General features: G+C 54.7%; 16 protein-coding genes and 4 pseudogenes. 10 read left to right on the top strand and 10 right to left on the bottom strand.

Annotation, left to right across the window (positions count from 1 at the left end; translation table 11 throughout):
• Nucleotides 1–21: 21 nt before the first annotated feature.
• Nucleotides 22–366 (bottom strand): substrate-binding domain-containing protein, encoded by a 345-nt coding sequence (locus tag ABOC21_RS12100; RefSeq protein WP_426814722.1) that lies wholly within the window; start codon nucleotides 364–366, stop codon nucleotides 22–24.
• Entirely contained in the window at nucleotides 320–1,159 is an 840-nt protein-coding gene (locus tag ABOC21_RS12105; protein ID WP_426814723.1) for a GntR family transcriptional regulator, read from the bottom strand. The genes ABOC21_RS12100 and ABOC21_RS12105 overlap by 47 nt, the downstream gene beginning before the upstream one ends.
• A 414-nt stretch (nucleotides 1,160–1,573) precedes the next feature.
• Between ABOC21_RS12105 and ABOC21_RS12110 the strand changes: the two genes are divergently transcribed.
• The 9 genes from ABOC21_RS12110 to mak all read left to right on the top strand — a co-directional run bounded on the left by ABOC21_RS12110 (nucleotide 1,574) and on the right by mak (nucleotide 8,244).
• Nucleotides 1,574–1,768: a hypothetical protein gene (locus ABOC21_RS12110; protein ID WP_426814724.1), complete on the top strand. Its 195-nt coding sequence runs from the start codon at nucleotides 1,574–1,576 to the stop codon at nucleotides 1,766–1,768.
• Entirely contained in the window at nucleotides 1,743–2,147 is a 405-nt protein-coding gene (locus tag ABOC21_RS12115) for a hypothetical protein (RefSeq protein WP_426814725.1), read from the top strand. The genes ABOC21_RS12110 and ABOC21_RS12115 overlap by 26 nt, the downstream gene beginning before the upstream one ends.
• A gap of 10 nt (nucleotides 2,148–2,157) precedes the next feature.
• Nucleotides 2,158–2,631, top strand: coding sequence for a VOC family protein (locus ABOC21_RS12120; protein ID WP_426814726.1), 474 nt, complete (start codon nucleotides 2,158–2,160; stop codon nucleotides 2,629–2,631).
• A 23-nt stretch (nucleotides 2,632–2,654) separates the two neighbouring features.
• Nucleotides 2,655–3,644, top strand: a complete 990-nt coding sequence (locus ABOC21_RS12125; RefSeq protein ID WP_426814727.1) for an autoinducer 2 ABC transporter substrate-binding protein — start codon at nucleotides 2,655–2,657, stop codon at nucleotides 3,642–3,644.
• A 141-nt stretch (nucleotides 3,645–3,785) separates the two neighbouring features.
• On the top strand, nucleotides 3,786–4,790 hold the full coding sequence (locus tag ABOC21_RS12130) for a sugar ABC transporter ATP-binding protein (RefSeq protein WP_426814728.1): 1,005 nt from the start codon (nucleotides 3,786–3,788) through the stop codon (nucleotides 4,788–4,790).
• The gene (locus tag ABOC21_RS12135; RefSeq protein ID WP_426814729.1) at nucleotides 4,756–5,268 is read left to right on the top strand and encodes an ATP-binding cassette domain-containing protein; all 513 of its coding nucleotides are present in this window, start codon (nucleotides 4,756–4,758) and stop codon (nucleotides 5,266–5,268) included. The genes ABOC21_RS12130 and ABOC21_RS12135 overlap by 35 nt, the downstream gene beginning before the upstream one ends.
• Before the next feature lie 26 nt (nucleotides 5,269–5,294).
• Nucleotides 5,295–6,299, top strand: a complete 1,005-nt coding sequence (locus tag ABOC21_RS12140; protein WP_032437762.1) for an ABC transporter permease — start codon at nucleotides 5,295–5,297, stop codon at nucleotides 6,297–6,299.
• A gap of 14 nt (nucleotides 6,300–6,313) precedes the next feature.
• On the top strand, nucleotides 6,314–7,336 hold the full coding sequence (locus ABOC21_RS12145) for an ABC transporter permease (RefSeq protein ID WP_426814730.1): 1,023 nt from the start codon (nucleotides 6,314–6,316) through the stop codon (nucleotides 7,334–7,336).
• The gene (gene mak / locus ABOC21_RS12150; protein ID WP_426814731.1) at nucleotides 7,333–8,244 is read left to right on the top strand and encodes a fructokinase; all 912 of its coding nucleotides are present in this window, start codon (nucleotides 7,333–7,335) and stop codon (nucleotides 8,242–8,244) included. Before ABOC21_RS12145 ends, mak begins: the two co-directional genes overlap by 4 nt.
• A gap of 130 nt (nucleotides 8,245–8,374) precedes the next feature.
• Here the strand turns inward: mak and ivy are convergent, their stop codons facing one another.
• From ivy to ABOC21_RS12170, 4 genes and pseudogenes are all read right to left on the bottom strand, one after another.
• Nucleotides 8,375–8,818, bottom strand: a complete 444-nt coding sequence (ivy, locus tag ABOC21_RS12155) for an Ivy family C-type lysozyme inhibitor (RefSeq protein ID WP_426814732.1) — start codon at nucleotides 8,816–8,818, stop codon at nucleotides 8,375–8,377.
• A 212-nt stretch (nucleotides 8,819–9,030) separates the two neighbouring features.
• Nucleotides 9,031–10,277 (bottom strand): annotated as a pseudogene (gene pgtA, locus ABOC21_RS12160) (two-component system response regulator PgtA).
• Nucleotides 10,258–12,271: pseudogene (gene pgtB / locus ABOC21_RS12165) on the bottom strand (two-component system sensor histidine kinase PgtB). Before pgtB ends, pgtA begins: the two co-directional pseudogenes overlap by 20 nt.
• A pseudogene (locus ABOC21_RS12170) lies at nucleotides 12,268–13,528 on the bottom strand (ABC transporter substrate-binding protein). Before ABOC21_RS12170 ends, pgtB begins: the two co-directional pseudogenes overlap by 4 nt.
• Nucleotides 13,529–13,995: 467 nt before the next feature.
• On the opposite strand from ABOC21_RS12170, the gene pgtP reads away from it, so the two are divergent.
• On the top strand, nucleotides 13,996–15,375 hold the full coding sequence (pgtP, locus tag ABOC21_RS12175) for a phosphoglycerate transporter PgtP (protein WP_426814733.1): 1,380 nt from the start codon (nucleotides 13,996–13,998) through the stop codon (nucleotides 15,373–15,375).
• A 141-nt stretch (nucleotides 15,376–15,516) separates the two neighbouring features.
• On the opposite strand, the gene glgP is transcribed toward pgtP, so the two are convergent.
• The 4 genes and pseudogenes from glgP to glgB all read right to left on the bottom strand — a co-directional run bounded on the left by glgP (nucleotide 15,517) and on the right by glgB (nucleotide 23,108).
• Complete coding sequence (gene glgP / locus ABOC21_RS12180) at nucleotides 15,517–17,964, bottom strand: glycogen phosphorylase (RefSeq protein ID WP_426814734.1); 2,448 nt, start codon at nucleotides 17,962–17,964, stop codon at nucleotides 15,517–15,519.
• 18 nt (nucleotides 17,965–17,982) lie between these two features.
• A pseudogene (gene glgA, locus ABOC21_RS12185) lies at nucleotides 17,983–19,417 on the bottom strand (glycogen synthase GlgA).
• An 88-nt stretch (nucleotides 19,418–19,505) separates the two neighbouring features.
• Nucleotides 19,506–20,789, bottom strand: a complete 1,284-nt coding sequence (gene glgC, locus ABOC21_RS12190; protein ID WP_426814735.1) for a glucose-1-phosphate adenylyltransferase — start codon at nucleotides 20,787–20,789, stop codon at nucleotides 19,506–19,508.
• Nucleotides 20,790–20,915: 126 nt separating this feature from the next.
• Entirely contained in the window at nucleotides 20,916–23,108 is a 2,193-nt protein-coding gene (glgB, locus tag ABOC21_RS12195; protein ID WP_426814736.1) for a 1,4-alpha-glucan branching enzyme, read from the bottom strand.
• Nucleotides 23,109–23,349 lie beyond the last annotated feature (241 nt).

Here is a 23,349-nt window from a genome sequence, read left to right on the forward strand (position 1 = left end):
AACCTCCGCAAATACGTTTTTTCAGCCGGTCTGCTCGTTTCGCCAACGACATGATGACCTGACGATCAATTCACCGCTTATTTGTAAGTGACGCCCGGCACTATCGGGATACTGTAGTCTGTCCAGCATCGTGAAAACCGCATGTCGCGCAATGTCATTGAACGGTTGCTTATAGGTTGTTAGCGGAATACCCAGCAATACAGAATATTCATTGTCATCAAATCCCACGACATTTATTTTTCTGCCGCGCTGAGTACAAACCGACAGTAATTTCATGGCGGTAAAATCATTCGCGCAAACAATATCTACGGCGCCGTTTTCAAGGAGACTCCTCAATAAAAGCGCTATCGCCCACATTACCTTCATGCTCCCAGTGGGCCTGAGGCACGATCCCGGCTTCCAGCAGCGCCAGTCGGTAACCCATCTTACGCATATTGACGGTATTCGCCGAAAAGCGTTCACAGAGGAAATCAACGCGCCGTGGTTGATTGTTAAGCAGATAAGTCGTCACCTCCTGCCCCGCAGCGACGTTGTCGATACCGATAAGATCCCAGCGACTGCGTTTCGGCCAGGCAACAACATCACTATCCAGTAGCACCACGCCAAGACCATCCCGATCCAGCTTATTTAAAATCAACTGATTAATCTCGGCGGCAAAAGGATGAAATTCTATAGGAATAAAAAAAACTCCCTTAACGCTGCTCCGCAAATAGCGTTCAATGACATTATCAATTTTATTCAGGATGGCCTGACGGGTGGCCCCTGCTCCCAGCGTCATCACTCCATTCCAGATCAAATCGAAATTAAACTGCTGCGACAGTGAAGCGATAGATTTGAAAATTTGTTCAAACAGGAAGCCGCTTTCATTCTCTTCCATCCGCGGAGAAAGAATGCCAAAAGTTTGCACTTCATGCTGAATGAGAGCTCGGGCAGGTTCATTCTCCTGCTCCAGCAAATAATGCCCGGAGCCCTGCGTACTGCTAATCAACCCCTCTGAACGGAGCCTTGCCAGGGCTCGTGAGATTGTGGGTCGCGAGGCCGAAAATTCACTGCATAAACTATTTTCCGTCGGCAATCGTTGCGCCTGCGCGTAAATACCGCTGCGGATACGCTGCGCGAGTTCCTGATAGATAGTGTCCAGTTTGCCTGATTTCGCCATGTTATCTGTTCGCATATTCCCAAAAATTTTTACCCGTCGTGTCACTCAACGGTGCCGGCCGATGGCCAGTATAAAACAGTCGTGGCCAAAAGTGGATAATAAGTAAAGTCGCACCTAATAAAAAGAAGCAAATTTGTAAATCATAAGAGTGACTTCTTCATAGCCAATAAATGGTCATTTTTCACCCTGCAAAGAGAATCTTTGATAAAAATCGTGATCACCCTCGCCTTTCAGGCAAAAAATAGCGCATTAAAAAGCCAGAATGCATGAAATGTGATCAGAACCAAATGAAATTGTAAAATAACGGATAGGATATTTAACAGCCAACACAAGATGGCTTTGCAGATTTGTAAAATAAAGATGTAAAAAGATAGCTTTCTAACCTTCTCTCTGCGCCTATCCGAGGAATTAGACATGTATCAATATCACGATCTGGTTGAAAAGGTCATAGCAGAAAACCGAACAACGTTGCTGAAAGTGGATGAACGGGAAATCGAACAGCTGATCGAAGAGATTCGTCAGGCCAAAACCATTCAGTCTCTATGCGATGGGCAGGATGCAACTATCCGTCCGTGGATTTGCTATGCGGCTGAAACACATGGGATTTGATAGCTATGTTGTGTACGACACCACCTCCCCTTACCTCGGTAAAGGGGATCTGCTGATAGTACACTGCGCGGTAACCAACGTTGAACTTAACATCATTAAGCTGGCGAAAGAGGCCGGCGCTCGAATCGTGTTACTTACCGCGCACCCGGAAAATGAGCATGGTCAGTATGCCGATTTAGCCGTACGCGTACCCGGACAAATTTTTGGCGGCGAAGAGGAAGTGCCCTCGATTCAGCCGATGTCCACCCTCCTGGAGCAGTCGCTGCTCTTATTCACCGACATTGTCACCATGATGATGATCGAACGCTGCAATATTTCGATGGAAACCATGAAGGCCAGCCATACCAACCTTGAAGGTCTACCCCATAAATTTGCCTGAGGGCCAGTTCATGAAAGACGGCGATATCATTCAAATTGCTCATCTGGTCGCAGACCTGGATGCTGCAATGAAACACTACAGCGAAGTATTTGATATCGGACCGTGGGATGTTTATACCTACGGTCCCCATAACGTTAAGCATTCACTTTATCGTGGAAAACCGGCCGAACACATTTATCAAATTGCCGTGTGCTGGATTAACGGCGTGCAGATGGAATTAATGCAACCCGTTTCTGGCTATAGCATTTACGACGAATACATCGAGAAACATGGCTACGGTCTGCATCATCTGAAACTCTATTTTGCCGACTGCGAAAAAGCGCTGGCGCGCTATAAGGCACGTGGTTACGAGGTCGTACAGAGCGGTAATATTGGCGACGATGTTTTCTACTACCTTGACACTGAAGAACAATTCCAGGGCGCGGTCATCGAGATCGGCAATGCTGGTGCAATTCCGCAACCTGAACGGCGTTATCCTGCCTGAATAAATGCTTTGAGGACGACATTATGAAAATTCGTAATACACTGGCCCTTGCTGTACTCATCGGTTTTTCAGCGCTTTATACCACGGCGCCCGCATCCGCCGCCGACGAGACCTACTCGATGGTCGGTATCCCTAAGCTTCGTTCGGCCTGGTTTAATGATTATGAAAACGGTCTGAAAAAAGCGGAAAAGGACTTTGGTATTAAGACCTACTTCCAGGCACCGGCGTCTGCCGATGAACAGCAGCAGGTGGGCGTAATACGCGACAGCATCTCGCAGGGTAATAACGCGCTGCTGGTTGTGCCCAATAACGCCAGTTCTGTCGAACCGGTATTTAAACAGGCCCGAAGCCAAAATATCGTGGTGATCACCCATGAGTCAGTTAATCAGAAAGAGGCTGATTATGACGTTGAAATGATCGAAAACCAAAAATTTGGTAGCTATATGATGGACCAGTTTGCTCAACATACCGGTGAAAAAGGCGAATTCGCCATTTACGTCGGCTCGTTGACCGTACCTGCGCATAACATCTGGGCCGATGCCGCCATCAAAAGGATGAAAGAAAAATATCCCCAGATGAAGCTGGTAGCTGAACGCTTCCCGGTCAGCGAAGACCGCAACGCATCCCGGCAAAAAACCCTTGAGCTGATTTCAACCTATCCGGACCTGAAAGGCGTGCTGTCCTTTGGTAGCCAGGGGGCTCCGGGGGCTGGACAGGCATTAAGAGAAAAAGGCCTGGTCGGAAAACTGACAGTCATTGGTACCACTTCGCCAAAAGAGAGCGCCCGCTTCCTGGAAGACGGTTCAATCACCGAGTCGATTCTCTGGAGCCCAGGCGACGCCTCTTATGCCATGGCATATATCGCCAAAATGGTGCTGGATGGCAAGCGCGACCAGATCAAAACGGGCCTTGATATTCCCGGGCTGGGCAAACCGCAAATCGAGGGTATGAATATCATTTTTGATAAACCGCTGACCGTCACCAAAGAGAATTACAAAAAGTACGACTTCTAAACCCTAAAGTATTACGTCAGTAACTGAGTCAATCCCTGGCGGGCTGAGCGAGGCCCGCCAACAGGCATGCAGCTTGAAGCATGACGGCGATAAATCCGCCCCCGACCGTCGGGGGCTCATCAGCCTATACCAAGGGGAATTATGCAATTTTTATCCATTGAACACGTCAGCAAAACCTTTGACGGCGTGGTGGCGTTGAATGATGTTAGTTTCGATATTAACCAAGGGGAAGTTCATGGCTTAGTCGGTGAAAATGGTTGTGGTAAATCAACGCTGATGAAAATTATTGCCGGGGTGCTGGAATACGATCGCGGTATTCTGACAATTCACGGTCAGCAGATTGATAAATACAACGCCATTGAAGCCGCGCAGCACGGTATTGGTATTATCTATCAGGATCTGTCGCTGTTTCCCAACCTGACGGTGCTGGAAAATATTTATATCAGCCAAATGCTGAACGATAAAAAACCACTGGTCTTCTCTGGCCGATTTAAACACAAAGTCCAGCAAATTATCCAACAGTTGGGTATTACGCTGGATTTAGAGGCGATGGTAGAAGAGCTGCCGATTGCTAAGCAACAATTAGTGGCCATCGCTCGCGCGCTGATTAACGACTCGCGGCTGATCATTCTTGATGAACCGACGACGGCCCTGACCCGGACAGAAATAAACAGCCTGTTTACTCTTCTGTATCGCCTGCGTGAGCAAGGGATCTCATTTATTTTTATCAGCCATAAGCTTAATGAACTGCTGGAAATATGCGATCGCATTACCGTTATGCGCGACGGCAAGCTGATCGATACGGTTCCGGTCAATAACCTCACCAGCAGTCAGATTGAGAATATGATGTTGGGCTATGAGCTGGCATTCTCCGCTCACGAATCGCACGCCAGCGACAAGGTGCTCCTGAGCGTGCGCAACCTCTCGAAGCATAATAGCTTTAAAGATATCAGCTTCGATCTTCATCAGGGCGAAGTCCTGGGAATTGCCGGTCTACTCGGCGCCGGACGAACAGAGTTGGCGATGGCGCTATTTGGCGTAGAGCCAGCGCAGTCTGGAGATATTCAGACTGAATGGCCGCCCTATTCGCATCAGAAGTATTCAGGATGCGGTGAAAAACGGTATCGCCTATGTCCCCGAAGATAGGCTGCTGCAGGGGTTGATCATGGATCAAAGCATTGCCGCCAACGCCGCCATCTGCACGCTGGATCGCTACCTCAACCCGCTAAAACTACTGGATAGCAGCAAGCTGCGAGATGCGGTAGCCGGCTATCTGAAAGGGATGCAGGTGAAATTTGATAACCAGTCCCGGCCCATTCGTATGCTCTCTGGCGGCAACCAACAAAAAGTCGTCCTGGCAAAATGGCTGGCGATGAAACCGAAAGTATTCATCCTCGACAGCCCTACAGTCGGTATCGATGTTGGCGCGAAAAGCTATATCTATCAGACCGTAAGGGAAAAGGCGAGTGAAGGAATGGGCATCATTTTCATCTCTGACGAACTGCCGGAGCTGCTGGTGAATTGCGACCGCATCATTTTGATGCGCCGCGGTCGGTTTGGCAAAAGCTGGCTTACAGCCGACGTAGATAACGATGCGCTACTGCGTGAAATGGAAAGCCATTAATCTGGCGTCAGTTCGAGGTAACTTTGATGGGCGTATTCAATCTCTTCAAAAATCGGGAAGCTCTGCTGCTGGTATTAATCGTGCTTCTGTCGATCGTAATTACCAGTATCAATCCCTCATTTATGACTTTTGATAACATTACTGGCCTGCTAAAAACCTGGACAGTATTAGGTATTTTTGCGCTTGGCGTAATGCTGGTGCTGCTCTCAGGCGGTTTTGATGTTTCCTTTACCGCCATCGCGCAGGTGGTGCAATACGTCATTGTCTTTTGGTTCCTGCAGGCAGGTCTGGATAATATCTGGCTGGCGATCGCCTGTAGTCTGATCCTCGGCGCAGTGATGGGGTTGCTGAATGGCGTGCTCATTTACTACTTCAGAATCACGGCGATTATTGTCACTATCGCCACCAATAGCTTGTTCTATGGCACCTTATATGTCGTGACGCAAGGTAACCTGATCTACGACATTCCCCCCTCTCTGCTGCAGCTGGCCGAACTTAAAGTTTTTCCGATGCAGGCGGCCAATGGCGCATGGTACGGTCTGAGTCTGGTGACCTGCCTATGGTTCCTGCTGGCCATTTTTCTGCATTTTTTCCTCAAGCATACCGTGCTGGGGCGCAGTATTTTCGCGGTGGGCGGCAATGCGCTGTCGGCTGAGCGGGTTGGCTTTAACCTGTGCCGCACCACGTTATTTATCTATACCTTTGTCGGGGCGGTATCCGGCTTCGCCAGCATTATTCAGGTATCGATAGTACAAACGGTCATTCCTAACTCTATCGTCGGTTCTGAACTACAGGTTATCGCCGCCGTAGTGCTCGGAGGCGCCTCCGTCACCGGAGGCCGGGGCAGCGTGCTGGGGACGCTGCTGGGCGTGCTGCTGTTTGCCATCCTGAGCAACAGCCTGACGCTACTGAAAGTCTCGCCGTATTACTATAACGTGTTCACCGGTCTGGTGATTCTGATCAGTATCACGCTGAACGCCCTGCAAATACGCCGACAAAAGCGGGCTCAGATCAGAGTGGTAGTTGAATAATGAGGAATGGAACCATGAAAACCTATACGCCGGCAAAATTGCGTCTTTCGGCAGTTGTTTCGGAGAATCTATCGCTTTATCTGGTCCTCATTGGCGCTTTTTTGCTGATGTTTGCGCTCAATGGAGAACGCTTTATTCGCCCGCAAAATCTGATATCGATGGCCTATCAGCTGCCCATTATTGGGCTTTTAGCTATCGGCATGATGATTTCTATGCTTTCCGGCGGGATTAACTTATCGATTATCGCCACCGCTAACCTCAACGGGATTGTGATTGCGCTATGCCTACAGTATTTCTCCCACGGCCAGATGAGCGCCGCCAGCAATGAAATTATTGTGCTCGCTATCGCTCTTGGCGTACTGAGCTGCCTGCTCGTCGGGGTTATCAATGGACTCCTGATTTCACTACTGAAAATCCCGGATATTCTGGTGACGTTAGGCACCATGACGTTAATCTCCGGTATAAACGTCGTATTGACCAAAGGGTACACGCTATCTGGCTTTCCCGACATTCTGCTCAATATTGGTAACGGCAATAGCTTCGGCTTGCCTAATGCCCTAATTCTGTTTCTGCTGGCCAGCGTAGCCGCCGCCATCATCCTTAATAAGACGCGTTTTGGCTTTAGCTTGTACATGATGGGTTCGAACCCCACGGCCACGCAATACTCCGGCGTCAGCCTGGTGAAAACGAGCGTGATGCAGTACACCTTCTCTTCCTGCTTCGCCGCACTGACATCGCTGGTGATGATAGGCCAACTCAACTCGGTGAAGGCCAGCTATGCCGACTCCTACCTGCTGGTCGCGGTGCTGGCGGCATTTCTTGGAAAAGTCAGTCCATTTGGCGGGTTTGGCCGCATTTCCGGCGTGGTGCTGGCGGTGATCATTTTACAAATCATCTCCAGCGGACTCAACCTGATGCGCCTCGATCCCTTTACGATCACCGCCACCTGGGGCGCGATTATTATCTTTATCGTTGTCTTCCGGAGCCTGTTTTCGTGGTTAAAACGCAGGATGAAAAATAAGGAAAAAACATCATGATGATCGGTATCGACCTGGGGGGAACCAAAACCGAAGTTATCGCGCTGGATGATCGGGGAGTGGAACACTTCCGCCATCGCGTCCCGACCCCTAAAAATGATTATGCCGCCACGATACGCACTATCGCAGAACTGGTATGGCTGGCTGAAAAGAGCACAGGACAGCAAGGAAGCGTTGGGGTTGGCATTCCGGGCACTATTTCACGCCACACCGGGAAAGTAAAAAATGCCAATTCGGTATGGCTGAACGGCCAACCCTTAGACCGCGATCTTTCCGCGTTGCTAAAACGCCCCGTCGTGGTGGCGAATGATGCTAACTGTCTGGCCATATCCGAGGCCGCTGATGGCGCGGGCGCTGGGTATAAGGTGGTCTTTGCCGTAATCATCGGTACCGGCTGTGGCGGAGGGCTGGCGGTAAAACAGGGCGTTTACGTGGGTGATAACGGCGTGGCGGGTGAATGGGGCCATAATCCGCTCCCCTGGCCTGATGAAAAAGATCTGCGCTATATGCGCGATGTTCCCTGCTATTGCGGCAAGACGGGGTGCACTGAAACCTTTATTTCCGGCACCGGCTTCGAGCGAACCTATCAGCGGCTTAGCGGGGTTCATCTAAGAGGAAAAGAGATAGTTTCACGTCTGGCGCAGGGGGAAACGTCCGCAGAACAGGCGATGCAATATTACGAACGGCGATTATCCAAAGCGCTGGCCGCGCTGATAAATATTCTGGATCCCGGCGTGATTGTCCTGGGCGGCGGTATGAGCAATGTTGATCGCTTATATACCACCCTACCGCAACTGCTACCGCAATATATATTTGGTGGCGAATGCGACACTCCCGTTCGCAAGGCGCTTCATGGCGATTCCAGCGGCGTCCGCGGCGCGGCCTGGCTACCGCTGCTGTCGCTGTAGGGACTAAAATGCCACACGCTATTATCGTCCATTACCGGGCGATAATAGCGAGGTGATAGCCGCCAGCATCGCGGTAAAGATCCGATGGCGGCCGAAAATCGCGACGGCGCAGCGGATCTATCGCACCGACTTATTTGAAGTTAAAGCTCTGCGGGTGGTTATCCAGACTGCCGCTCAGCGCGGCGAAAAGCACCGTTTTGCCATCGATCGTCAGCTCATCGGGAACATTCAGCCAGCGAAGCTGCTGCTCCGCGCCATTTTCAGCGCTGGAGGAGAGTACCCCGGCCATTTTTTTAGCCTCCGGCGAGTAGAGCACCGCAATACTTTGCGCTGCGCAGTCATGAGGTTTACATGATTGCAGAACCTGGTAACGGACGCCGCCGATCGTCACCTCCTGCGTTGCCGATGAGGTCCCGCCCTTTACCACCCAGTCAGGCAGCGTTTGATGCCGGGCCATCTGCGTAAACAGGGCCTGAGTCTGCTTATTTTTCGCCAGATCGCTGACCGTAAACTCCTCGGCACAGGCGGAAAACGCCATAACGGACAGCAGCGAAGCAATCAGGATTTTCTTCATTTCATGAACTCCTTTTCGGTTCAACACGTGCGACAACCGCACCCGGAATAATTAAAGCATATCCCCGGCCGGGAACAAGTTTTCGGGCCCGGCGGCAAAGCGCTCCTGATAGAGTGCGGAAATTGTCATCCTCTGGAGAGCCCCCCGCCGCGACGGGCGCGGTTAGCGCTGGCCCGCGATCTATTCCCGCGAGCGAAAAGCGCGCCGCCCCGTTAACGATAGTGATGTTTGTTGAGACCAAACTTTTTCATCCGCAGATAGAGTTTCTTGCGCGGGATCTGCAGATACTCCGAGACATCGTTAATTCGACCCTGGTGGATATTCAGGGCCTCAACGATAATCTGCCGCTCGTAATCTTCGACCCGCTGGTCGAGCTGAACGGGCTCAACGGCGTGCAGCATCGGGTTCGGGATGTCGGCCAGCGGCATCACCCCGACGGCAAACAGTTTGGCGGCATTGGCCAGCTCGCGGACGTTATTCGGCCAGGGCCGCGCGATCAGTTTTTTAGCCAGCGCCGCCGGAAGCTCAGGTACAGGGTTATTCAGGCGCACGCAGGCCTGTTGCAGATAGTGCAGGAATAGCGGCTCGATATCGTCAAGCCGCTGCGCCAGCGACGGGCAATACTGCTGGGTCATGGCGAAACAGTAGTATAAGTCGGGGATAATGCGGTTATTGCCGGCCATGACAATCAGCGGCTGTAGCCCGATGCCGACCAGGCGAAATGGCGGCTCATCTTGTCCCTGCAGATGCGCCAGCATATGCTGCTGCGCCTGGGGTAGATACTCGATATTGCGCAGGACCAGCGTCCCGCCCTGCGCTTGCCCTATCCACTCATTGAGCGGCGGGTCCTGATCTTCGAGGATGTCGCCGAAGATAATCGGCTGCGCATGGCGTGAACTCAGGCGATGCATGTAGCACGCCGCCAGCGTTCTCCCGGTACCTCGTTCGCCATGGAAATAGACCGCGACATCGGTTTCTGCCAGTCTGTCGGAGCGTGTGCCGCATCTGAATGACCCATTCGCTACGGCCGATCAGGTTATCTTCCAGCTGCTCCTTTTGCCACTGTCGCCGCACGACCTGCGTCTGGCGCTGGGCCAGTGCCTTATCGACCAGGCCTAACAGCTGCTCCGGGTTAACCGGTTTTTGCAAAAAATCCCACGCCCCTTTTTTGACGGCCTCGACGGCCATCGGCACGTCGCCGTGGCCGGTAATCAGCATCACCGGCAGATGAGGGTCATGTTTCAGCAGAATCTTCAGCAAATCGATCCCGGAACAATGCGGCATACAGACATCGCTCAGCACGATACCCGCCCACTCCTCGCTCACCAGATCTTGCGCCATCAGCGGATCGCGACAGGCATAAACCCGATGACCGGCCTCCGTCAGCAGACTGCGTGTAGGCATCCAGCACGTCGCTATCGTCGTCGATCAACAGAATATTATGGTGATGAGTGAGCATGATTGACATCCGTTGGTAAGAAATGCAAAACAACGCAGGCATGATGGCTCAGCGTTGACGCCAGCCGTAAATGCCCGCCCATCTGCCGCATCAGGGATTCGCTGATCGACAGGCCGATCCCCAACCCCATCTGCTTGCTGGTGACAAACGGTTTGAGCAGCGAATCGGCCAGCTCCAGCGGCCAGCCGCAGCCGTTATCCGCGATCGTTACCGTCCAGCCTTCAGTCTGTCTCTCCCCATGCAACCGTAATGACGGGTACGCCCTGCGCGGCATCCAGCGCGTTGGTCAGCAGGTTGACCAGCACCTGCAGGATCCGCACCTCGTCTCCCTGTACCCGCGCGGCGCCTGGCGGCAGATGCAGCGAGCCGAGCAGCGGCTTATGACGCAGGGATAACAGCTCCCAGGCGGCGGTAAAAGCATGGCGCAGATCGACGGGGCTGGCGGGAGCATCAACCTCCGGCCGCCGCGTAAATTGCCGCAGATTGCGGATAATGGCGTCAATGCGGCCAATCAGCCCCTCGGCCTTGCTCAGCGTCTGGCCGGCGTTATCCGCTTGTCCGTTTCTGATGGCGCTGCGCGCGCTGTAGAGATACATCGACAGCGCGTTGAGCGGCTGGTTTATCTCGTGCGCCAGGGTGGTCATGGTCTGCCCTACTACCGCCAGCTTGGCGGTCTGAACCAGTTCATCCTGGGTGGTGCGCAGATGCGTTTCCACCCGTTTTCGCTCGGTAATTTCCCTCTCCAGCAGCTGGCGCTGCTGATTTAACTGGCCGAGGGTGTGACGCAGGAGTTTACCAATGCGCCCCAGTTCATCCTCGCCGTAAACCGGAATGTCGGCGTTAACGTCGCCTAAGCCGATACGCACCACCGTCTGGTTAAGCTGGTTAAAGCGTTTAACCAGCCGCGAGCGGATAAAATAGTGGTTGAGTAAATAGGCGAGGATCAGCGCCAGCAGCGTGGCGATCAGAATCAGGCTCCCGCTGAACCACATGGTATGTTCGAGGCGCTGATTAAAGGCGCGCATTTTGCCGTGGCTATCGCTGAGCTGGGACTCCAACTGGGCGCGAAAACGGGCCAGCGTCGTCTCTTTATCCTGCGTCACCTGCGATAGCGCGCCCTGCGCCTGAATATATTCACGGATCGCCGCCGGCATTTTATTTTCGGCAATACCGATATCGAGCAGTTCATCGATGGTCTGGCGCAGGGTTATGGTACTGGGATAACCTTCCAGCAGATGCATATTGTCATCGGCGGTTTTTTTCAAATAGGCCAGATAGCGAATGTGCCCCTCAATATTGCCGTTGCCCTCCGTGCTGGACTGTACCTCGGTCAAGCGGTCGCGCAGGTCGCTGATAATCTGATTTTCAATACGCGCCAGGGTATAGACCTGCTGCTGCTCCCCCTGCACCGCCCGAAGATTGGCCTGTAGCCGGGGAATGGCGCTCCCCGGTTTGGCCTCCAGCTGATCGAGCAGCGCGCCCTGCTGCCAGCTAAAATCCTGCACCAGTGAGTTCATCTCGGTGGTGAAATCTTCATGCAGCCAGTTAATCCGCGCGGTGGTCTCGTTGACCTTCTCGCGAGCGATAAACATGTTGTACAGCGAACGGTCAAGCCTGGCGAGGAGCTGGCGGCTGTCGCGCAGCGTCAGTTCGATTTGCCGGCGCTCCGGCGCGTCGAGACGCTGGCTGAGAGTGGCGATTTGATCGAGGTGCTGCAGGATCTGGTTGCGCAGCTGCAGGCGCGAGGTGGTATTGGCCGCCAGCAAAAATTCGTTGAGCTGATCGACCACGGTATTGAGGTTGTTTTCAATCAGAAATGAGGTTTGGATCCGCGGGAAATAGTCATTCAGCGCATAGCGGATTTGCGAACTTTGCTCGTGCCAGGAGTACAGGCTGACGCCGCTGACAATCAGCGTCAGCAGCGCCCCGGTGAGGAAGGCGCCGCGCAGGCTGGCGCTAATGGTCAGGTTTTTAATAAAACCGGGGAGCCTCATTTCAGGTTCTCCAGTTTCTCAATCGCTTGCCGCTGCTGCTCCTGAAAAAACAGCTGCCACTCCATCATCAGCTGCTCGGCCTGATCTTTATTCTCCAGCTGCTGGAGGTAGCGCCGATCGCCGCTTTGCCGGGCACTCACCGGCATGGCGGTCAGCAAGGCGCGGATCTCCGGCAGCGGCGTCTTAAGCCGGGCTTCGGCGTTGTGCAACGCGCGCCAGGCATCTTTCAGCTGGGACATACGAAAGCTGATGGCGGTATCGAACAGCTTTTGCACCAGACGCTGACGCTGCAGGATCAGCTGATAATTGAGGGAGGGTTCGCTCAGCAGACTGATGCTGCTGCCGCGCACGTGGGCCGTTGCCGGGGTCGGGGATAATCGAGTATTTCCCGGTATTGGTATCCGACAGCGCCTGTTGCCCTTCCGGGCTTAGCAGAAACTGAATAAAGCGTCGGGCCTCCGTCGGATACGGGTTATGGCGGATCAGCGCCACATAGGTTGGCGAGGCGGCCGAGTGGGGAAAATAGCGAAACGTCAGGTTCGGATCGTCGAGCAGCAGGTTCGCATAGTTATCGATGACCGGACCGACCGAACCCAAACCGCTCTTAATTTTATCCGCCACGCCAAAACTGCGGCTGGAAATGGTGATCAGGTTCCCTGCCACGCTCAATATGGTTTCCCACCCCCGCTGCCATCCCTCCTGCTGCAGCAGCGACTCCACCATCAGATGGTTGGTGTCGGAACGAGAAGGACTGCTCATCAACAGGGTTCCCTGATAGCGAGCCTGCATCAGGTCATCCCAACTGGCGGGCAGCGGCAGATGACGTTCGCTGAGGTTGCGCTGGTTGATTAACAGCCCAAAGCCGGAGATGGCCACGGCAACGGCGGTGCTGCGAATTGATTCCGGTACCAGCTGCTGGGACTGCGCCGGCGCATCCGGGTAGGCCGCCAGACGTTGATGTTCCTGCAGATGCTGCAGCAGCATCGGCGAAGAGGTCAGCACCAGATCGATACTCTCCCCGCCGGCGCTATCCAACAGCTGCTCCAGGGAGGCGCTGGTGCGATTGAGGGTGCGGATAATCACCGACTGCGGCTGAGTTTGCCAGCGGCTGATGATATAGGCGGTGGCATCGGGCGAAAACGTTGTGGCAATCACCAGCTCACTATTTTTAGCCTGTACGGGAAATACCGTTAGCAGACTGAGAAATAAACCGACGATAGCCAGAGCGTGCTGCTGTTTATTTGACCGCTGACCCATGTTACGTCCTTTTCGCTGCAATCGTTTTGTGATCATTTTCATAAAACAGGGAAAATAATAAATAAAAGCGCGTCCTGGTTTGTGACAAAAAAGTTCATTTATAGATAACGCCGCGATTAAACCACGGAGCAAGGCAATATTCTGTTTAATCCCCGGAAAGGAATTATAGTTTAGCACCTTCATTAAAATCATACTGTTAAGATGGTCAAACTAACGCGTGCCGGCCGCTTACCGTAAGGATGTGGCACAGCGCTGAACTCAGAGCAATTATCCCTGAATGCTAAGCCGAAGGCAAAAATACATATGAGTCAAAAAATGGCTAGCCATTTTTATATTTGAGTCAAATCTGACTCAAATTCCCTGGATTGTGTCGTTGATTTATTTTCACCACAATCCATAGCGCATGCCACATCGCCAATTTTGATCGCCATGATTCACTACCGATAATCTAATATAGGTACTTAAACATGTTTTCATTATTAAAACAAAAAGTCGCCGCGGCTCCGGTTCCCGCGCAACAAATAAGGCCCACTTACCAACGCTATCGTCTCCAGGCGTTATTAAGCGTGTTTCTTGGCTACCTCGCCTACTACATCGTGCGGAATAACTTCACGTTGTCGACGCCGTATCTGAAAGAGCAGCTCGATCTCAGCGCCACCCAGATAGGCATGCTCAGCAGCTGTATGCTGATCGCCTACGGTATCAGCAAAGGGGTGATGAGCAGCCTGGCGGATAAGGCCAGCCCGAAGCTCTTTATGGCCTTTGGCCTGGTGATGTGCGCCATTGTTAACGTCGGTCTGGGTTTCAGTAGCGCGTTCTGGATTTTTGTGGTGCTGGTGGTGATCAACGGGCTGTTTCAGGGGATGGGCGTGGGGCCCTCGTTCATTACCATCGCCAACTGGTTTCCACGCCGCGAACGCGGCCGCGTCGGCGCGTTCTGGAATATCTCGCATAACGTCGGCGGCGGAATTGTCGCCCCTATCGTCGGCACCGCGTTTGCGCTGCTGGGTTCAGAGCACTGGCAAACCGCCAGCTATATCGTCCCTGCCGCGGTGGCGGTACTGTTTGCGCTCGTGGTGCTGGTTCTCGGTAAAGGCTCGCCGCGCAGCGAAGGCCTGCCGGCTCTGGACGAAATGTTGCCGGAAGAGAAAGTGCTGCTGAATACCGGTAAAGTCGAAAAAGCGCCGGAAAACATGAGCGCATGGCAGATTTTTTGTACCTACGTGCTGAAAAATAAAAACGCCTGGTATGTGTCGATGGTCGACGTCTTCGTCTATATGGTGCGCTTCGGCATGATCAGCTGGCTGCCCATCTACTTACTGTCGGTGAAACACTTCTCCAAAGAGGAGATGAGCGTCGCGTTTCTGTTTTTCGAATGGGCGGCCATCCCGTCAACCCTGCTGGCCGGCTGGCTGTCTGATAAGGTCTTTAAGGGCCGCCGAATGCCGCTGGCGATGATTTGCATGGCGCTAATCTTCTTCTGCCTGCTTGGTTACTGGAAAAGCGACTCGCTGTTTATGGTCACGATTTTTGCCGCCATTGTCGGCTGCCTGATTTACGTGCCGCAATTTTTGGCTTCGGTACAGACCATGGAGATCGTGCCGAGCTTCGCGGTCGGTTCCGCCGTCGGTCTGCGCGGTTTTATGAGCTATATCTTCGGCGCCTCGCTGGGCACCAGTCTGTTCGGGGTGATGGTGGATAATCTGGGCTGGCACGGCGGTTTCTATCTGCTAATGGGCGGCGTCATTTGCTGCATCCTGTTCTGCTATCTGTCCCATCGCGGCGCGCTGGAGCTGGAGCGCAAGCGTCAGCAGGCGGCGAAAGCGCAGGAGCCGGCGCTGGCATAACGATTCATCAAACCGCCCCTCCGCGTCGGCTGAACAGGGACTTATCGCCAAATAAGTCCCTGCACTTCCCTTCCTCGATCGCCGTCAGGCTGGCCGGGCGCCTGATGCCCGCCCCGGCCTTTCCTGACGTGTCAATATGGCTCAGAGCTGGGTTTTGTCGATATACCAGATCTTTTTCGCGTACTCCTGCACCGTGCGATCCGACGAGAAATAGCCCATGTTGGTAATGTTGAGCATCGCTTTGGCGGTCCACTCTTCCGGGGTTCGGTAGAGCGCATCCACCCGGTCCTGGCAGTCAACGTAGCTGCGGAAATCGGCCAGGACCTGATAGTGGTCGCCGAAGTTAATCAGCGAATCCAGCAGACCGCGGTAGCGGCCCGGCTCCTGCGGGCTGAACGCCCCGGTCCCCATCTGGGTCAGCGCCTGGCGCAGCTCTTCATCCCGCTCGTAGTAATCGCGCGGCTGATAGCCGCTGCTGCGCAGCGCCTCGACCTCGGCAGCGGTATTACCAAAGATAAAGATGTTCTCCTCGCCCACGTGCTCCCGCATCTCAACGTTGGCGCCGTCCAGGGTGCCAATGGTCAGCGCGCCGTTGAGGGCGAATTTCATGTTGCTGGTCCCGGAGGCTTCGGTCCCTGCCAGCGAAATCTGCTCAGAAAGGTCTGCGGCCGGGATGATCATCTGCGCCAGGCTGACGCTGTAGTTAGGGATGAACACCACCTTAAGTCGATCGCCAATCTGCGGATCATTGTTGATGACTTTGGCCACGTCGTTAATCAGATGGATAATCTGTTTTGCCGTGTGGTAAGCGGAGGCGGCTTTGCCGGCGAAAATCACCACCCGCGGCACCCATTCGGCCTGCGGGTCCGCCTTGATGCGGTTATAGCGGGCGATCGTCTGCAGCACGTTCATCAGCTGGCGCTTGTATTCGTGAATACGCTTAATTTGTACATCAAACAGCGCCTTCGGATTGACCACCACGCCCAGCTGGCGGGCGATATAGTCGGCCAGCCGCTGCTTATTCGCCAGCTTGGCTTCGCTGATGGCCTGGTTTACCAGCGGATAATCCTGATACTTGCCCAGCTCACTCAGCTGGCTGAGATCCGTACGCCAGGTCTGACCGATATAGCGGTCCAGAACCGCGGAAAGCGCCGGATTCGCGGCGGCCAGCCAGCGGCGCGGGGTGACGCCGTTGGTGACGTTGGTGAAGCGGCGCGGAAAGATAGTGGCGAAATCGGCAAACAGCGACTCCACCATCAGCCGGGAGTGCAGCTCCGACACGCCGTTAACCTTGTGGCTGACCACTACCGCCAGCCAGGCCATCCGCACGCGGCGGCCGTTGGACTCATCGATAATCGAGGTCCGGCTCAGCAAGGCAATATCGTCGGGATAGTGCTCCTGCATGGTTTTCAGAAAATAGTCATTAATCTCGAAAATAATCTGCAAATGGCGCGGCAGAATTTTCCCCAGCATATCGACCGGCCAGGTCTCCAGCGCCTCGCTCATCAGAGTATGGTTGGTGTAGGAGAAGACCTGGCAGGTCACCTCAAAAGCGTCATCCCAGCTGAAGCTGTGTTCGTCGATCAGCAGGCGCATCAGCTCCGGAATCGACAGCACCGGATGGGTGTCGTTGAGGTGGATAGCAATTTTATCCGCCAGGTTGTCATAGGTTTGATACAGATGGTAATGGCGGGCGAGAATGTCCTGCACCGTCGCCGAGACGAGGAAATACTCCTGCCGCAGACGCAGCTCGCGCCCGGAATAGGTCGAGTCGTCCGGATAGAGCACCCGGGAGACGTTCTCGGAATGGTTCTTATCCTCTACGGCGGCGAAATAGTCACCCTGATTAAATTTGCCGAGGTTAATTTCGCTGCTGGCCTGAGCGCTCCACAGCCGCAGGGTGTTAGTGGCATCGGTTTCATAACCCGGGATTATCTGATCGTAGGCCACCGCAATAATCTCTTCGGTTTCCAGCCAGCGCGCGTTTTTGCCCTCATGCTGAATGCGTCCGCCAAAGCGGATGGTATAGCGGGTTTTATGGCGCTCGAACTCCCACGGGTTACCGTACTCCAGCCAGTAGTCCGGCGACTCCATCTGCCGACCGTCGATGATGTTTTGCTTGAACATGCCATAGTCGTAGCGGATGCCGTAGCCGCGTCCCGGCAACCCCAGCGTGGCGAGGGAGTCGAGAAAACAGGCCGCCAGCCGACCGAGACCGCCGTTGCCCAGGCCCGGATCGTTCTCCTCGTCAATCAGATCTTCCAGATCCAGCCCAATTCCTGCCAGCGCCGTTTTTACATCCTCATAGATGCCCAGCGACAGTAAGGCGTTCGAGAGAGTACGGCCGATGAGAAACTCCATCGACAGATAGTAAACCTGCCGTGCCTGCTGCGAGATCCGCGCCCGGTGCGCCCGCAGCCAGCGCTCTACCAGCCGATCGCGCACGGCGAACAGCGTGGCGTTGAGCCATTCATGCTTATTGGCAAGTGCAGGATCTTTACCAAGAATAAACATGAGCTTATAAGCGATAGCATGCTGCAGCGCTTCTTCATTCAGCCTGGGTGAATTATAACTTATGCGTGGTTCCATTTTTCTTATCCGTAATATTTAAATAATGCGCTGATACAGTCTGCTGGAAAGACTTCGCGGCAATCTGCCAGCTAAAATCCATGCTCATCGCCTGCCGCTGCACGTAGCGCCACAGCGAGGGACGTGACCACAGGACAAAGGCCCGGCGGATAGCACGTGATAACGACTCGGTCTCGCTGTCGGCAAACACAAATCCGGTCGCGAGGCCATCGGCGAGATTTTCGAGAGAGCAATCGGCGACGGTATCGGCCAGTCCGCCGGTGCGGCGAACCAGCGGCAACGTGCCGTAGCGCAGGCCATAAAGCTGGGTCAGGCCGCAGGGTTCAAAACGGCTGGGCACCAGGATGACGTCGGCGCCGCCAATCAGCTGATGCGTCAGCGCCTCGTCGTAGCCGATCCGAATACTCACCTGCCCGGGGTACTGCGCCGCGGCGGCAAGAAAACGGGCCTGCAAATCAGGATCCCCGGAGCCCAGAAGCGCCAGCTGCCCTCCCTGCTCAACTAATCCCGGCAGCGCGCCAAGCAGCAGATCCAGCCCCTTCTGGCTGGTCAGACGGCTGACGACGGTGAACAGCAGCGCCCGGGCGTCCGCCTTCAGCCCCAGCGTCGTCTGCAGCTGCTGCTTGTTCTTCGCCTTCTCAGCCAGCGAGGTCGGGCCGTAATGAGCGGCCAGCATGGGATCGCTGCGCGGATCCCAAACGCTTTCGTCAACGCCGTTAAGGATCCCCGACAGCCGCCCTTCCCGCTGACGCTGCCGCAGCAGCTCTTCCAGACCGAACGCATACTGCGGTTCGGTTATTTCACGGGCATAGGTCGGGCTGACGGTGGTGATATGGTCGGCGAAATAGAGGCCCGCCTTGAGGAAGGAGATCTGCCCTTTAAACTCCACTCCGTGCATCTGAAAAAGTGACCAGGGCAGAGCGATCTCCGCCATATGTCGGGCCTGGAACAGCCCCTGATAGGCAATGTTGTGCACCGTAAACACCGATTTGGCCGGGTTGCCGCGGGTGGCCAGATAAGCCGGGGTGAGACCCGCGTGCCAGTCATGGGCGTGGACGATTTCAGGCCGCCAGAACGGGTCCAGACCGCCGGCAAGTTCGGCCGCGACCCAGCTCAGTAGCGCGAAACGCAGTACGTTATCGGGATAATCCTGCATCTTCTGGTCATGATAAGGATTACCCGGCCGGTCATAGAGATGCGGGGCATCAATCAGATAGATGCCCACGCCGTTAAAGTCGCCAAACAGCAGCGTCATCGGCCCGGCGAATGTCTCCCTGCTGGCCACCACCTGCGGATCCTGTATCCCGCTGCGGATCGCCGGAAACCCGGGCAGCAGTACGCGGGTATCCAGCCCCTCGGCAATTTGCGCCGCCGGGAGCGCGCCGGTGACGTCGGCCAGCCCGCCCGTTTTTAACAGGGGGAACATCTCCGCTCCTACATGTAAAACCTGCATGTCTGCTCCTTATTATTCAGCCACAGGGACGACCCGCGGCAGGAGCATATCGTTCCTGCCGCTGAACGCGTTTTTTCCGCAAACGGGCTCATAGCTCGAGCTTTTCCAGCATTTCCCTGGTGACCAGAACGATGCCCTCTTCCGATCGATAAAAGCGTCGCGCATCCTCCACGGCATTTTCGCCAATCACCATGCCCTCCGGAATCACGCATCCCCTGTCGATTACGCAGCGCCTTATCCGACAGGAGCGGCCAATCCACACGCCCGGCAATACAACCGACGAATCTATATTACAAAACGAGTTAATCCGCACTTTGGAAAATAGAACCGATTGCACCACCACCGAGCCGGAAATAATACAGCCGCCGGAGACCAGAGAATTCATGGTCATGCCGTGACTGCCGGAACGGTCCTGAACAAATTTGGCGCTGGGCAGCGATTCGACATAAGTCCGGATCGGCCAGTTACGATCATAAACATCCAGTTCAGGTACTACCGAGGCTAAATCAAGGTTGGCTTTCCAGTACGCCTCAAGGGTTCCGACATCGCGCCAGTAGGGTTCGGCATTATTATCTGACTGCACGCAGGAGCGCGGGAACGGATGCGCATAGGCTTCACCAGCCGCCGTAATTCTGGGGATAATATCTTTGCCAAAATCATGGGTGGAGTGTTCATCGCGATCGTCTTCTTCCAGCAGCTGGTAAAGATATTCCGCATCAAATATATAAATGCCCATGCTGGCAAGCGAGCGGGTTTCATCGCCTGGCATGGTGGGCGGATGAGCGGGTTTTTCAACAAATTCAATGATCCTGTCGTTTTCATCAACCGCCATGACGCCAAACGCCGTCGCCTCTTCTACCGGCACCGGCAGGCAGGCGACGGTGCAGCGCGCGCCTTTTTCAACGTGATCGAGCAGCATTCGCGAGTAATCCTGTTTATAGATATGATCGCCGGCCAGGATCACGACATATTCAGCATCATAACGGCGAATAATATCCAGATTCTGCGTCACGGCATCCGCCGTGCCGCGATACCAGTTTTCACCATGCACCCGCTGCTGCGCCGGTAATAAATCCACGAACTCATTCATTTCTTCATTAAAGAATGCCCAGCCGCGCTGAATATGCTGCACGAGGGAATGCGACTGATATTGCGTAATGACGCCAATACGTCTTATGCCTGAGTTAATACAATTCGATAAAGCAAAATCAATAATTCGGAATTTACCGCCAAAATGCACCGCCGGTTTGGCACGAATAGTGGTCAGGTCTTTTAATCGGGAGCCGCGTCCGCCAGCGAGGATTAGAGCCACGGATTTCAGCGGTAACTGGCGCGACAGCATTAAGTTTTCAGTATATTCAATTTTACTCATAATCAAGCCCTGCTATTAAATAAATAGTCATCAAAGAAAATAATGAAGAAAAAGCATTACTCTTCTGTAAATAAATTCAGAAGCGGCCTCCTCGGGTAATTATTGGATGGCAATTAATCCGGTTGTTTATTCGCCTGCAGATTCCCGTACCAGCCAGATGGTTGCCAGCGGCGGCAGGGTCAGCGCGAGCGAGTGCTCGCGGCCGTGGCTGGCGATAGCCTCGCTCGCCACCGCTCCGCCGTTGCCGGTATTGCTGCCGTGGTAATACATCGAGTCGGTATTCAGCTCTTCGCGCCAGCGCCCCGGCTGGTTTATCCCGAAGCGATAGCCGTGACGCGGCACCGGCGTGAAGTTGCTGGCGACGATAATCTCATTCCCGGCCCTGTCGCGACGGACGAAGACAAACACCGAGCGCTCGTGGTCGTCCACGACCAGCCATTCAAAGCCGTAGCGGTCAAAATCAAGCTCGTGCAGCGCCTTATGCCGACGATAGGTATGGTTCAGGTCGCGTACCAGACGCTGCACGCCGTGGTGCCAGTTGTCGCCGCCTTCCAGCAGATGCCAGTCGAGGCTGGCGTCGTGGTTCCACTCCCGCCCCTGGGCAAACTCGTTGCCCATAAACAGCAGCTTTTTACCGGGGAAGGCAAACAGCCAGCCGTAGTAGGCGCGCAGGTTGGCAAACTTCTGCCACGCGTCGCCGGGCATGCGGTCGAGAATCGACTTTTTGCCGTGCACCACCTCATCGTGGGACAGCGGCAGGACGAAGTTCTCGGTGTAGTTGTAGAGCATGCCGAAGGTCATCTTGTCGTGATGATGACGGCGGTGAACCGGATCGAGCTTCATGTAGTCGAGGGTGTCGTGCATCCAGCCGAGGTTCCATTTGAACCAGAAGCCGAGCCCGCCCGTCGAGGCGGGGCGCGAAACCCCGGCAAAGTCGGTGGACTCTTCGGCCATGGTGACCGCGCCGGGGGTCTGTTCGCCGAGCACGCGGTTGGTGTTACGCAGAAACTCAATCGCTTCGAGGTTTTCCCGCCCGCCGTACTCGTTCGGCACCCACTCGCCCTCTTTCCGGCTGTAGTCGCGATAGATCATCGACGCCACCGCATCGACGCGCAGGGCGTCAATGCCGAAGCGCTCAATCCAGTACAAGGCGTTGCCCACGAGGAAGTTGCTGACCTCCCGGCGGCCGTAGTTGTAGATCAGGGTATTCCAGTCCTGGTGATAGCCTTCGCGCGGGTCGCTGTGCTCATACAGCGCGGTGCCGTCAAACGCGGCGAGGGCAAAATCATCGGCGGGAAAGTGGCCCGGCACCCAGTCGAGGATCACGTTGAGGCCCGCGGCGTGCGCGGCGTGAATGAAGTAGCGGAAGTCTTCCCGGGTGCCAAAGCGGCGGGTCGGCGCGTACAGCCCGGTGGGCTGGTAGCCCCAGCTGCCGTCAAACGGATGCTCGTTAACCGGCAGCAGCTCCAGATGGGTAAAGCCCATCCATTTGGCATAAGGCACCAGCTGCTCCGCCAGCTCGCGATAGCTCAGCCAGAAGTTGTTATCGGTATGGCGGCGCCAGGAGCCCAGATGAACCTCATAAATCGAAACCGGCGCATCAAACTGGTTCGCCTGCCTGCGCTCCGGCGGCCGGGCGACTTTCTCCGGCAGGCCGCAGATCAGCGAGGCGGTATCCGGGCGCATCTGCGCTTCAAAGGCGTAGGGGTCGGACTTCACCCGCAGGTGGCCGTGCGCGTCGAGCATCTCAAATTTATACAGCTGGCCGTTCTGCGCCCCGGGGATAAACAGCTCCCAAATCCCCGACTCCTTACGCAGACGCATGGGGTGGCGGCGGCCGTCCCAGTAGTTGAACTGGCCGACCACGGAAACCCGACGGGCGTTCGGCGCCCACACCGAGAAGCGGGTGCCGGTGATGCCGTCCATCGTATCGGCGTGGGCGCCGAGGGTTTCATAGGGCCGCAGGTGGGTGCCTTCGGAGAGCAGCCAGGCGTCCAGCTCCTGCAGCAGCGGGCCAAAGCGGTAAGGGTCATCGATCAGATTGAGCTGACCGTGCCAGGTCACGGCCAGCTGATAGCGGAAAGCATTTTTTCGCCGCGGCAGAACGCCGCTAAAGAAACCGCGCACGTCGAGGCACTCAAGCTTGCCGACTTTGCGTCCGGTTTTCGGTTCGATCACCCACACGTCGGTGGCATCGGGTAATAATGCGCGTACTTCCAGCCCGGCATCGGTGGCGTGCATGCCAAGTACGGAGAATGGATCGGCACAATGGCCTGCAAGAAGTGCTGAAATCACACTTTTATCATTATAATCAGACATGTCAGTCACCCTACTATCATCCTGCGGAAAGAATTAAAACCGCTCTTCCTGCTTTATTGATCCGGTAATATTCCGCGGCGATGCTACGCATCGAAATATCAACCCGTTATTCCAGAGCCTTAAGACATGTCGGTAGTCCACAAATATAAAGTGACTAACCTCCTGAAAAGTAAGTTAAATGTGCCGTACGTATTTGGTATTATCTGCCTTCAGAATAATTACTCCTGATTTTCTTTCTGTG

The sequence above is a fragment of the Klebsiella sp. WOUb02 genome (assembly GCF_050058015.1).
GTDB lineage: Bacteria > Pseudomonadota > Gammaproteobacteria > Enterobacterales > Enterobacteriaceae > Klebsiella.